This is a genomic window from Arthrobacter sp. SIMBA_036 (assembly GCF_046535135.1).
GTDB lineage: Bacteria > Actinomycetota > Actinomycetes > Actinomycetales > Micrococcaceae > Arthrobacter.
This window is the reverse complement of the sequence record NZ_JAWRXG010000002.1, coordinates 19,362-31,851: the sequence shown is the minus strand read 5'-3', so window position 1 is coordinate 31,851 and position 12,490 is coordinate 19,362. Positions and strand designations below refer to the sequence as shown.

Sequence of the window (12,490 nt, the reverse complement as noted above, 5' to 3'; positions counted from 1 at the left end):
CTGACAGGATGGGCCCATGGCTTCGAATTATGACGTGGTAATCGTTGGCGGTGGCATCGGCGGATTGTCCTTGGCATCGGCCCTGGCGGGCAAGTGCACTGTTGCCTTGGTGGAGGCTGAGCAGTCCTTGGCGTTCCACACGTCCTCGCGCTCAGCCCGGCAGCTGATCCCCAGTTACGGTCCGGCGGTGGTACAGGAGTTGACCGTCCGGACCTTGGATCTGCTTCACGAAAGGGACAGCACAGCAGCTGAGCCGGTGCTCACCCCACGCGCTTTCATGATGGTGGGCGACGACGTGACAGTACGTGCCGAGGCCAGCGGGAACATGCTACCCATCTCCCATGAGGAGGCACTGCGGCTCTGCCCGGCCCTCCACCCGGATTCGTTCACCGCCGCTGGGCTGGATACCGGTTCTTTCGGCTGCAATGCGCCCTTGCTGCTTGAGGAGCATCGGCGCATTGCCGAAACCGCCGGGGTGGATATCATTACCGGGGCTCGCGTGCACTCAGCGCAGCGGCTCGGGAGCGGCTGGCAAGTGGGTGCAGGAACGGAGGGGTTCCAATCCGGCGTCGTGGTTAACGCAGCCGGTGCGTGGGCCGATGAGCTCGCCGTCATCAGCGGCGTGGAGAAGCTTGGACTTCAGCCCTACCGGCGCACGGCGGCGATCGTCAATGTTGAGAGCCCGTTGCCGCCCGAGACCCCCATGGTCTGCGCCGCCGATGAATCCTTCTATTTCCGGCCAGAGGGCAACCAAGTGTTGATTTCGCCGTCGGAAGCTGTGCCCAGCGGGCCAGAGGACGCCCGGCCCTATCCGGGTGATGTGGAGAAGTTGATCGCCACGCTCAACGATGTGACATCCATGGGCATCCGCTCCGTGGACCGTGCCTGGACGGGACTACGGACCGAAGCCGCGGACGCGATTCCGGTGGTCGGTTTCGACGCCGAAGCCCCGGGCTTCTTTTGGTTGGCAGGGCAAGGTGGGTATGGCTTCCAGACGTCCTCCGGCATCGCGGAGCTGGCCGCCGCACTGATCCTCGGAACCGTACAGCCCGACAGTCCGGAATCCCGGACAGCGGAGCGGCTCGCTGCCACCCGCTGGTCCATCCGGCGCTGAACAATAGGGTCATGAGCGGAAACTGGGACGGGCACGGCGGAGCATCAGGCGGCAGCACACTCATCACCAACGTGGGTGAGCTGATGACCCAGGACTTGGAACACCGGGTCCTCAAGGACGTGGCGATCGTGATCGAGGGTGAGCGCATCGCATGGCTTGGGTCGGCCAAGGATGCTCCCGCCGCAGACGCAAAACTCGACGCCGAAGGCCGCGCCGTGCTGCCTGGTTGGGTTGATTCGCATTCCCACTTGGTCTTCGCGGGCGACCGGACCGCCGAGTTCGAAGCCCGCATGGCCGGGGAGAGCTACAGTGCTGGAGGCATCGCCGTCACAACAGGTGCAACCCGGGCCGTCAGCGATGAGGAGCTCACCCGGCTCGTCAGGGACCGGGTCGCCGAGGCAGTGTCCCAAGGCACCACGTATGTGGAAAGCAAGACCGGCTACGGCCTGGACGTCCACAACGAGGCCCGCAGTGCGCGCATCGCGGCGAGGGAAGTGGACGAAGTCACGTATCTGGGGGCGCACTTGGTCCCCGAGGGTGCCGACCCTGAGGAGTACACCGATCTGGTGTGCGGTCCCATGCTCGACGCCGTCCTTCCGCACGTCCGTTGGGCAGACGTGTTCTGCGAGCGCGGCGCCTTCACTGAGGATCAGTCCCGCCGTGTGCTGACCGCTGCGCGGGACGCCGGATTGGGACTTCGGGTCCACGGCAACCAATTGGGCGAGGGTCCCGGCGTCGGGCTGGCCGTTGAGTTCGGTGCGGCGAGTGTGGACCATGTGAACCACCTTTCCCCGGAGGACATCGCCGCGCTTGCGGGGAGTTGGCGTGGATGGGACCCGGCGACCGGCACCGGAGCGCGGGGTACGGTGGCGACCTGCCTGCCCGCCTGTGACCTGTCCACGCGCCAACCCCTGGCCCCGGGCCGGGCGTTGCTTGACGCCGGTGTCCAGATCGCGCTGGCTGCGAACTGCAACCCTGGCACGTCTTACACGAGTTCCATGGCGTTCTGTGTGACCACCGCTGTCCTGCAGATGCATTTGAGTGTCCACGAGGCCGTCCGCGCGGCAACCTACGGCGGCGCCCTGGCGTTGGGCAGGGAGTCGGGGAACGACGTCGACGGCGAGCGGGCGGTGGGTTCGCTCGCGGTGGGGCACCGGGCGGACTTGCACATGCTGAAGGCGCCGTCGGCTACGCACTTGGCTTACCGGCCGGGGATCCCGTTGACGCATTCGGTATGGCGCGCCGGCGTGCGGGTGGTGTAGCGCGCCTGCGTGCGTGTCGATGGCCGAGACGGCCGGAGTTCGCCGGCCGGGTTAGCATCGTGGCATGTCTCCGTACAAGCCGATGCGGCCCAATGTCTATTCGAGTGCAAACGCCGCCTCCCGTCCCGCCCGGCGAACGACACCGCCGTCGTCCCTTGAGCGCGCGCTGCGGCCATTCGGCTACCTCCTGATGGGCCTGGTGTGGAGCGGGATCGGGGCGGTGACCCTTGTGTTGCCGGCTGCGTTGACCATCGGCTTGGCAACGAGCGGGGGTGACGGGTTTGGTTCCGCAGACTTCGTGACGGACAGTGACCCGGTGATGCTGATCCTTTTCGGTGTCTTCGTGCTGTTTGTCCTGGTGCCGTTGCTTGGCTACGCGTTTGTGTGCCTCCCCCTTGCCGCTGTCCCTTTCGCGGTGTTGTCGTTCACTTATATGGTCCAGTCTTTGCGCCCGGCCCACGCCACCACCAGGCTGTCCGCCACGGGTTGGACCAACGAGGCGATCGGTCCAGTGGCCATCATTCCCACAGCGTTGTCGCTGTTGCCGGTGCGTTTGACGCCGTGGACGCGTTTCTGGGCCAAGACGGCTCTTCTTGGGTGGATTCCGGGCAAGGAGCTCTTCGTTCCGGGCTTACCGATAGGCCTGGCTTCCTTCCTGGTTCCGGTGTGGATGTTTGCGCCCGCCGCCCCTGGGGTAAGGGTTATCGGCGTCGTTGTTGTGGCTGCACTTATGGTCGCGACGATCGCCCTGACGGTTCGGGCGTGGAGGGCAAGGTACCGTTCGGAGCGGTTCCGGCATGTGAGCAACTGACTCCTTGTGAGATCGAAAATGATCGTTTAGTGTTTCCATAGATCAGAAAACGTCATTTGCTGTGTGGGAACGGGATCACGATGAGCGAGAACATACTCGGGGCTTTCATGGAGGAAGAGCTGGTCTCCCAGCCCGCCGTCTGGCAGCGCGCCGTCGAACAAGCCCGGGCCGAGCAGCTGCTTCCTGCCGATGGCCAGCGCGTCGCCGTGGTGGGCTGCGGAACGTCGTGGTTCATGGCCCAAAGCTATGCGGTGGCCCGCGAATCTGCGGGCAAGGGCATGACGGATGCGTTCGCCGCCTCCGAGGCCTTCCTGAACAGCAACAGTCCGGATCGCCAGTACGACGCCGTTGTGGCCATTACGCGCTCGGGAACCACCACTGAGGTACTGGAGTTGTTGGGTGCATTGCAGGGCTTGGTTCCCACAGTGGCGATCATTGGCGATACGTCTTCACCGATCGTTGGGCTTGCCGATGCCGTGATCGGGCTGCCTTACGCCGACGAGCGTTCGGTGGTCCAAACACGCTTCGCCACGTCCGCCCTTGTGTACCTGCTGACAAGCCTGGGCATGGACGTCCAGCAGGCTATCGACGATGCCCGGGACGCTGTGTCCGCCCCGGTGTCCCGGGAGCTGTTGGACGCAGAACAGTTCACCTTCTTGGGAACCGGCTGGACTGTTGGCTTGGCTCACGAGGCGGCCCTGAAAATGCGTGAAGCTGTGCAGGGCTGGACAGAGTCCTACCCGGCCATGGAATACCGCCATGGTCCGATTTCCATTGCCGCCCCTGGACGGGTTACGTGGTTGTTCGGTGACCAGCCCGACGGGCTGGATAAGGACATGGAAGCCACCGGAGCGCTGTACGTGCGCACCGGAAAGCACCCGTTGGCGGAACTCGCCCGCGTCCATAAAGTGACGCTGGAGCGCGCGCGGTCCCGCGGCCTTAACCCGGATCTGCCGCGCAACCTGACGCGCTCGGTTATTCTCAACGCTTCCGCCTAGGACCTCCGCCATGGTTCTTGGAGCCGCAGAATCCCCGGTCCTTTCTTTCGACGTCGGCGGGACCGACATCAAGGCCGGGCTGGTGGATCCCCACGGAACGGTCCTCGGCATGCGCCGTGTTCCTACCCCGCTGGACTCCCAGCGTCCGGGGGAGGCGGTCCTCGACCGTATTGCTGAGCTTGCGGCCGAGCTTACCGCCGAATTTCCGGAGGCCAAGGCGCAGGCGGCAGGAATCATCGTTCCCGGCATCGTGGACTCAACATCGGGGGTGGGAATCTACTCAGCCAACCTTGGCTGGCGCAATTTCCCCTTCACCCGAGAAGCAGAGCGGCGCCTTGGCATCCCGGTAGCGTTCGATCACGATGTCCGCTCCGCCGCTGCCGTGGAGCACACCTTCGGCGGCTCCCGGGAATTCAAAGACGTGGTGGTGATGGTGGTGGGCACGGGAATCGCTGCTGCAGTCTTCTCCGGCGGCAAGGCAGTCACCGCCGGTGGGTTCGCGGGCGAACTGGGCCATGCGCAGGTCCCTGATCCCGACGCCGGCCACGGCAACGGTCATGGCGGAGGCCCCGGGAGAACCAGAAGAACCGGGACAACCGGGACAACGGGGACAACGGGGACAGCCGGCTACACCATCCTGGAAGCGGTGGGCTCAGCCGGTGCCGTGGCGCGGCGCTACCAGGCCGCGACCGGCGTCGAGGTCCAAGGCGCCCGCGAGGTGCTGATACGGGCGCGCTCACAGGACGCCGTAGCTGCCCGCATTTGGGACGACGCCGTCAGGGCCTTGGCGTTCACCATCTGTCAATGCGTCAACATCATCGGAACCGAAGCCGTGGTGATCGGCGGCGGCCTTGCCGAAGCCGGTGATGAACTCCTCCGGCCGCTGCGTTCCACGGTGGACGCCATGCTTGATTTTCAGCGCCGTCCGCAACTCATCCGGGCCCAACTGGGCCAGGATGCCGGGTTGCTCGGTGCCGCCATGAACGCCCGGGCGCTCTTGGGCACCATGGAGTCAACGGCCCACCGACGGAGGCAGCCGTGAACCGCGTGGCCCCAATGAACCGCATCATCACTGTCACCCCGAACCCGGCCATCGACATGACCTACGCCGTTCGCGGGATCACCGAGGGGGCCAGCCACAGGGTGCCTACCCCCTTGAGCCGGGCAGGCGGGAAGGGAATCAACGTAGCCCGAGTGATCCATCAACTCGGCTACCCCGTGCTGGCCATCGCGCCTACAGGGGGTGCGGCAGGTCAGACCCTGGCAGCGGAGTTGTGGACAAGCGGGGTGCCACACACCCTGGTGGGAGTCGCTGCGGAAACGCGCCGCAGCATCGCCTTGGTGGACACGCTGGCCGGTGAAACGTCCATTTTCAACGAAGAAGGCCAAGCCCTGCTGCCGGACGAATGGCGTTCCCTAACGGCCGCCGTCGTGGAAGCTGTCAGCGGTAACCGAAACTTGCCGGCGTCCGTCCTCGTCGGCTCCGGAAGCCTGCCGCCTGGGGCGCCCGGTCACTTCTATCCGTCACTGGTGCAACTGGCCCACGACGCCGGCATCCCGGCCATCATTGATACTTCCGGTCCCGGGATCATCGCCGCTGCACGGGCTGGAGCGGATGTCCTCAAGCCAAACCACCACGAACTGGCCGAAGCCACAGGCGAAGCCAGCGTGGAAGCAGCGGCACTATCGCTGATCGGCATGGGTGCAAGAACGGTTTTGGTGAGCGCTGGTTCAGAGGGCATGCTGGCCTTCGACCACGCGGCTCCCGGAGGTTACTGGGCCGCACGGCTACCGGAGCCATTGAGCGGCAACCCTACGGGGGCAGGTGATGCCGCGGTGGCTGCTGCCGCCGTCGCGCTCGCCGAAGGCATCAACGAGCCCCGCGAAATCCTCCGCAGGGCAACAGCGTGGTCCGCCGCCGCCGTGCTCATGCCGGCCGCGGGGGAGATCTCACCCCGCTTCAAGGAACTGGAAGAGCAACTGATGGTTACGTGGAAGGAATCCCGATGACCCTGGTCGCCACGCGGGAACTCGTGGAACGCGCAGCGGCCCGCGGCGAGGGCCAAGGCGCCTTCAACGTCGTCCATGTGGAAACAGCCGAGGGACTCGTGGCAGGCGCGGAAGCAGCAGGAGTTCCCCTGATCCTGCAAATATCGGAAAACTGCGTCAAGTACCACGGCGGGCTGGAGCCCATCGGCGTGGCCACGTTGGCCATTGCCCGTGCCGCGTCCGTGCCGGTGGCCGTGCACCTGGATCATGCAGAGTCGGAGGAGTTGGCGCTTGCCGCCGTCGACTTGGGGTTCGGGTCGGTGATGTACGACGGCGCGCACCTTCCCTATGAGCAGAACGTCGCGGCCACTGCGCGCGTGGCGCAGTACGCCCATGAGCGAGGCGCCTTTGTCGAGGCCGAACTCGGCGAGGTCGGTGGCAAAGACGGTGCCCACGCCCCCGGCGTCCGCACCGACCCCGGCGAGGCCCGCGCCTTTGTTGAGGCGACGGGGGTGGACGCGTTGGCCGTGGCGGTTGGCTCGTCCCACGCCATGACCGAGCGCAGCGCGGCACTGGACCTTGAGCTGATCACCCGGCTGAAGTCCGCCGTCGGAAAACCGCTGGTCCTCCATGGCTCTTCCGGAGTCAGCGATGACCTGCTCGTGGCGGCTATCAAAGCTGGTATGACTAAGATCAACGTATCCACGCATGTGAACGGGTTCTTCACCCGTGGCGTCCGTCAGTACCTGGACGCCAATCCTGAAGTGGTGGATTCCAGGAAGTACATCCAAGCGGGGAGGGACGCGCTGGTAATGGAATCTGCACGAATGCTCACGCTGTTCGCCAAGGTGCACTTTGCCAAGGTGACATAGCCCGACGCCGCGAAAGGCATACTGTCATGACCCGCACCGATCGGCTGACCGCCATCCTTGACCTGCTGGCCGAAACCGGCCGTGTGGAAGTCGAGGACATCGTGACGCGTTTGGGTGTGTCACCGGCCACCGCCCGCCGGGATCTTGACAGCCTCGCCAAGCAGAGGTTGTTGAGCCGCACCCGCGGGGGCGCCACCACGGGATCGCTGTCCTACGACCTACCAGGGCGGTACAACCGGGACGACAATGCCGAGGCGAAGCAGGACATTGCGCAGGCGGCATCGTTGCTGATCCATCCGGGCGCCGTCATCGGCCTCAGTGGGGGAACCAGCAACACCGCACTGGCCCAGGTGCTCTCCACGCGGGAGGACCTCAACGCTCCTTCCAGCAAGCCCACGCTCACGGTGGTGACCAATGCCATCAACATTGCCTCCCAGCTCGCGGTCCGCCCCAACATCAAGATCATGGTCACCGGCGGCATCCTGAACCCACGGTCCTACGAACTCGTGGGACCGTACATCGACGTCATCATGCAAAAAGTGGCCTTGGACATTGCGTTCATCGGTGTCAACGGCGTGGACCCGGATCTCGGCCCTACCATCACCGATGAGGGGGAAGCCATGGTCAACACGGTCATGGCCCACCGGGCCACTGAGTCCTATGTCCTGGCCGACTCCTCAAAGGTGGGCCGCCGGTCCTTCGCTGCCATGTCGGGCTACGAGTTCCGGCACCTCATTACGGATTCGGGCATCAGCGCGCAGGACCGGGCAGCGTTCGAAGCCAAGGGCATCGAAGTCATCGTCGCCACTGCCAGCTGAGCAGCCGACTCGCAGGAAATGCGGGCAAGATAGGTACATGCTTGTTGCTTCCCGCCGTCGGTTGCGTGCCGAGGTACTCATTGTGTTGGGCTTGTCCTTGGGCCAGTCCGCCGTGTACTCCGTAGTTCAACTCTTGGACAAGTTGACGCGTGCGCCCTTGTCCCAAGGCACTTCCACCCTGAATCAATCGCAAAGTACGCGGGAGTATTTCGACCTCACTTACCAACTGCTGGACATTGCCTTCGCGCTGGTGCCAGTGGCGCTGGTGATCTATTTCCTGTCCACACATGCAGCGACACCGGGTGCGGCGAGCCCAGGGACGGCATTCACCAGGCTTGGCTTCAACTTTGTCCGTCCCGGAAAGGACGCACTCCAGGGGTTGGGATTGGCCGCCTTGATCGGTGTGCCATCTTTAGGGCTGTACGCGGTCGGCCGCGCCCTGGGGATCACCACCGCTATTGTTCCCAGCGGGCTGGATGCTTACTGGTGGACCGTTCCGGTGCTCATACTGTCCGCGGTTCGTCACGCGATCGTCGAAGAAGTGATCGTGGTGGGTTATCTCTTGGACCGCTTTGGCAGGTTCGGGTGGAGGACGCCGGCGGCCATTGTTGTCAGCGCCTTGCTTCGGGGCAGCTATCACCTGTACCAGGGGTTCGGGCCGTTTGTGGGCAACTTCGTGATGGGCCTGGTGTTCGCTTGGATCTACACCAAAACCCGGCGCGTCATGCCGTTGGTGGTTGCCCACGCACTTCTGGACATCGTCGCGTTTGTAGGTTTCAGCCTGTTCGGTAAGGCGATAGGCCTCGGCTAGGAGCAGCGCCCGCTTAAATGTTCTCGGCCGCCATCGGGGGTGACGTCATTGGCACCCGCTGATGGCGGCCGAAGTTTATCCAGGCTCGAACAGGTGATGGTCTGTCCAGGCAGGGATGGTTGGAAGGGATCAGATGGTGACGGCCCCGGTGGCGGTCTCGAATGTGACGGACATGATGCCAGGGGTGCCCCGGGGAGCTATCCACTGGACGGCTACGTCCTCAAGCGGCTTCTCAACCGGCTCGCCCAGCCACTCGGTGACGCGTTCCGCGGAACCGGCGATGGTGAGGCTGGACATTTTCACGTCGCTCTCGTACACCTTGGACGGGTGCAGCGTCGGGTCGCCCTCCCACTTGAGGAGGTAGGGAACCTGGGGGTCGGCGATCAAACCAAGGATACCGATCTGCTGCCACACCAATTCCCGGCCATCGGGAAACTTGCGGTTACCCGGGACGGCTGAGCGGCCGAGGCGCTCTTCGAAAGGAGCCAGGTCGTCGACGGCGACGCACCAGCCCATCCAGCCGCCGCCGGCAGCCGAGCGTGCACGGACCGCTTGGCCAAAGGGGGCTTTGTCGGAAGCGGGGTGGTCCAAGACCTCCACGACTTCCAGGTACTTGTTATCTGCAAGGGGAATGATCATGTTCCGGGTGCCGAAGCGCGGGTGCACTCCACCCCGGACTGCGTCCACTCCCAGAGCTGCGGAAATTCGTTCGGTTGTGGCCAGAAGGCCATCTCGTTCACAGGCGTAAGAGACGTGATCCATGCGCATGGCTTCATCTTGGCACTTTGTGATCGGGGTCTCAGCTAAGTAAAGCCTAACTATGGTAGGACCTATTTGCGGAGCGAGGGCCCATGACATATTCGGACCCGAAATTTCAGCTGGCGTCACAAAGCTATCCATGGTGAGCGGCTGTTCCTAGACTGGCTCCAGCCGCCCCGGATTCATTTCCACTGCACCACGAGCATCACGGGCCCGGATGAATGACCGCGCCGTAGGTGTGTCCCGCCACAAATCGCCTTCAGAGGAGAATGCAATGTCCCAAGGATGGTCTTTCGAAACCCGCCAGATTCATGCAGGCCAAGAGCCGGATGCCGCCACAGGTGCCCGGTCGTTGCCGATTTACCAGACAACGTCTTTCGTGTTCCCCAGTGCCGAAAGCGCGGCCAACCGTTTTGCCTTGGCTGAACTTTCACCGATCTACACCCGCATTGGCAACCCCACCCAGGACGCCGTGGAACAGCGGATCGCGAGCCTGGAGGGCGGCCTCGGCGCCCTCTTGCTCAGCTCCGGGCAAGCAGCCGAGACCTTCGCCATCCTCAACATCGCCGAGGCGGGGGACCACGTGGTGGCGAGCCCAAGCCTCTACGGGGGGACCTACAACCTCCTGGCCCACACCCTCAAGAAGTTCGGCATTTCCGTTACCTTCGTGGAGGATCCGGACAACTTGGACCAATGGCGGGATGCTGTCCAGCCGAACACCAAGCTGTTCTTCGGAGAAGTTGTCTCCAATCCCCGCCAGGACGTGCTGGACATCGAAGGCGTTGCCCGTACCGCCCACGAGGCCGGCGTGCCGCTCATCGTGGACAACACCTTGTCCACTCCCTATTTGATCCGTCCCATCGAGTGGGGCGCGGACATTGTGGTTCATTCGGCCACCAAGTACCTCGGCGGCCACGGCTCGGCGATAGCCGGTGTGATCGTTGACTCCGGCAACTTCGACTTCGGCAAGGATCCGGAGCGCTTCCCCGGATTCAACACCCCGGATCCCAGCTACAACGGCCTGGTGTACGCGCGCGATCTCGGGAAGGACGGGGCACTCGGCGCCAACCTTTCCTACATTCTGAAGGCACGCGTGCAGTTGCTCCGCGACCTCGGGTCCGCGGTGTCCCCGTTCAACGCCTTCTTGATCGCACAAGGGTTGGAGACGCTGAGCCTTCGCGTCGAGCGTCACGTTGCTAACGCCATTAAGGTGGCGCAATGGCTGGAAGCCCACGACGACGTCGAGGCCGTCGCCTACGCTGGCCTGCCGTCCAGCCCTTGGTACGACCGCGGCCGTAAGTACGGCCCCTTGGGCACGGGTGCGGTGGTGGCCTTCACCATCAAGGGTGGCGTCGAGGCAGGCAAGCGCTTCGTGGACGGCCTGGAGCTCCACTCCCACGTTGCCAACATCGGCGACGTTCGCTCCCTGGTGATCCACCCGGCGTCGACCACTCACAGCCAGCTCACCGAAGACCAGCAGGCCGTCGCGGGCGTCAACCCCGGATTGGTGCGCTTGTCCGTGGGCCTGGAGCACGTGGATGACATCATCGCCGACCTCGAAGCCGGGTTCCGGGCCGCCAAGGGGGCCTGACCGCGGACGAACGCCGCCCGCCGATGATTATTCGGTGGGCGGCGTCCAGTCCTGGCTTTCGGAGAACAAGCCGCACCCAAAACGTCACACTGGTGTCACAATCTTCGCCTGAAGAGGGATGTTCTTCCTAAACTCTACGTATTAGGTCATGAGTGCCAGCACACAGCCCCGGCTTGCTGGCCGGCAACCCTCCTCCGCGGTGGGGTGCCCCGGGTGAGGACCTGGCCCGTCGCATGCAAGGCGACTGGCAAGTGCGAGGTTTAGGTGTCGAAGGAAATGACCATCACTGCTACAGCCATTCCCACTTCCGGAAAAGAAGACGGAACGGTCCGCTACGCCCGGATAGGTTCGTTGGAACTTGAGGCCGGGGGTTACCTCCCGGATGTCGTCTTGGCTTACGAAACGTGGGGGAGCCTGAACCCGGATCGATCCAACGCGGTGTTGGTCCAGCATGCCCTGACCGGAAGTACCCACGTGGCTCGGGGGAGTACGGACGAGGAAGGTTGGTGGGAGCAACTCGTCGGTCCAGGTGCGACCATCGACACCAACAGATTCTTTGTTGTCTCCATCAACATCGTGGGCGGTTGCTACGGGAGCACCGGGCCATCCAGCCAGGCTCCCGACGGGAAACCTTGGGGATCGCGGTTTCCGCTGATCACGCTCCGGGACAGCACCGAAGCCGAGGCCCGGCTCGCCGATGTCCTGGGTATCGATGCCTGGCACGCCGTGCTCGGAGGTTCCATGGGCGGGGCCAGGGCCCTTGAATGGGCCATCACGTTTCCCGAACGCGTCAAGCGCTGCGCCGTGATCTCCGTGGGCGCCTACAGCACGGCGGAGCAAATCGCCTTTGCCCAGTCCCAGACCCTTGCGATCCGGCAGGACCCGAACTTCAACAATGGGGACTATTACGACGGCCCGGCCCCCGAGAACGGGTTGGCCTTGGCGCGGCGCATAGCGCACATCACCTATCGTTCGGCCTTGGAGTTGGACCTTCGCTTCGGCAGGCAAGCCCAGCCCAAGGAAGCACCCCTTGTTGCGCCGGTGTTGGGGGAGCGGGGGCGTTACCAAGTGGAAAGCTACCTGGACCATCAGGGTAAGAAGTTGGTGCAACGCTTTGACGCCAACAGCTACGTCGCCATCACTGAGGCCTTGATGTCCCATGACGTCACCCGGGGCCGGGGTGGTCTGCAGCAGTCCCTGTCCCGCGCAACAGCGGAATTCTTCGTGGCCGCAGTAGACACCGATCGGCTGTACTTCCCGGCGCAATCACGCGAACTTGCCGCTGCCCTGCCAGGTGATGTTGCGGTCCATGTCATCGAGGCGCCGATCGGGCATGACGGCTTCCTCACGGAAATCGGGCAGCTGTCAGCGCAGCTCGGTGAGGCGTTCTTCAGCTAAGAAGCCGTTTGCAACAATTCGACTTTTTTCGGCCTCCTTCCATGACTTTCAAGGGCTTCACTCAGGT

At 64.0% G+C, this 12,490-nt stretch carries 12 protein-coding genes and 1 riboswitch; of the genes, 11 read left to right on the top strand and 1 reads right to left on the bottom strand.

The genetic code is table 11. The features are described from left to right. The first annotated feature begins 16 nt into the window (after nucleotides 1-16). From SB659_RS02920 to SB659_RS02880, 9 genes are all read left to right on the top strand, one after another. On the top strand, nucleotides 17-1,114 hold the full coding sequence (locus tag SB659_RS02920) for an NAD(P)/FAD-dependent oxidoreductase (protein WP_410549426.1): 1,098 nt from the start codon (nucleotides 17-19) through the stop codon (nucleotides 1,112-1,114). Nucleotides 1,115-1,125: 11 nt separating this feature from the next. Then, the gene (hutI, locus tag SB659_RS02915; RefSeq protein ID WP_410549425.1) at nucleotides 1,126-2,376 is read left to right on the top strand and encodes an imidazolonepropionase; all 1,251 of its coding nucleotides are present in this window, start codon (nucleotides 1,126-1,128) and stop codon (nucleotides 2,374-2,376) included. Nucleotides 2,377-2,440: 64 nt separating this feature from the next. Then, complete coding sequence (locus tag SB659_RS02910) at nucleotides 2,441-3,187, top strand: hypothetical protein (RefSeq protein WP_410549424.1); 747 nt, start codon at nucleotides 2,441-2,443, stop codon at nucleotides 3,185-3,187. Nucleotides 3,188-3,267: 80 nt separating this feature from the next. After that, a complete protein-coding gene (locus SB659_RS02905) occupies nucleotides 3,268-4,185 on the top strand; it encodes an SIS domain-containing protein (RefSeq protein ID WP_410549423.1) in 918 nt (305 codons plus the stop codon). Nucleotides 4,186-4,195: 10 nt separating this feature from the next. Continuing rightward, the gene (locus SB659_RS02900; protein ID WP_410549422.1) at nucleotides 4,196-5,227 is read left to right on the top strand and encodes an ROK family protein; all 1,032 of its coding nucleotides are present in this window, start codon (nucleotides 4,196-4,198) and stop codon (nucleotides 5,225-5,227) included. 14 nt (nucleotides 5,228-5,241) lie between these two features. Continuing rightward, on the top strand, nucleotides 5,242-6,195 hold the full coding sequence (locus SB659_RS02895; protein ID WP_284977861.1) for a 1-phosphofructokinase family hexose kinase: 954 nt from the start codon (nucleotides 5,242-5,244) through the stop codon (nucleotides 6,193-6,195). Continuing rightward, nucleotides 6,192-7,046 (top strand): class II fructose-bisphosphate aldolase, encoded by an 855-nt coding sequence (locus SB659_RS02890; RefSeq protein ID WP_410549421.1) that lies wholly within the window; start codon nucleotides 6,192-6,194, stop codon nucleotides 7,044-7,046. Before SB659_RS02895 ends, SB659_RS02890 begins: the two co-directional genes overlap by 4 nt. A 26-nt stretch (nucleotides 7,047-7,072) precedes the next feature. Then, the gene (locus SB659_RS02885) at nucleotides 7,073-7,864 is read left to right on the top strand and encodes a DeoR/GlpR family DNA-binding transcription regulator (RefSeq protein WP_410549420.1); all 792 of its coding nucleotides are present in this window, start codon (nucleotides 7,073-7,075) and stop codon (nucleotides 7,862-7,864) included. Nucleotides 7,865-7,901: 37 nt separating this feature from the next. Then, nucleotides 7,902-8,675, top strand: a complete 774-nt coding sequence (locus SB659_RS02880; protein ID WP_410549419.1) for a CPBP family intramembrane glutamic endopeptidase — start codon at nucleotides 7,902-7,904, stop codon at nucleotides 8,673-8,675. Nucleotides 8,676-8,804: 129 nt separating this feature from the next. Here the strand turns inward: SB659_RS02880 and SB659_RS02875 are convergent, their stop codons facing one another. Next, the gene (locus tag SB659_RS02875) at nucleotides 8,805-9,443 is read right to left on the bottom strand and encodes a VOC family protein (protein WP_284974486.1); all 639 of its coding nucleotides are present in this window, start codon (nucleotides 9,441-9,443) and stop codon (nucleotides 8,805-8,807) included. 208 nt (nucleotides 9,444-9,651) lie between these two features. On the opposite strand from SB659_RS02875, the gene SB659_RS02870 reads away from it, so the two are divergent. Continuing rightward, on the top strand, nucleotides 9,652-11,025 hold the full coding sequence (locus tag SB659_RS02870) for a bifunctional o-acetylhomoserine/o-acetylserine sulfhydrylase (protein WP_284977809.1): 1,374 nt from the start codon (nucleotides 9,652-9,654) through the stop codon (nucleotides 11,023-11,025). Between the two features lie 144 nt (nucleotides 11,026-11,169). Further along, nucleotides 11,170-11,285: riboswitch (SAM riboswitch) on the top strand. Between the two features lie 16 nt (nucleotides 11,286-11,301). Further along, complete coding sequence (locus SB659_RS02865; protein WP_410549418.1) at nucleotides 11,302-12,423, top strand: homoserine O-acetyltransferase; 1,122 nt, start codon at nucleotides 11,302-11,304, stop codon at nucleotides 12,421-12,423. Nucleotides 12,424-12,490: the final 67 nt, after the last annotated feature.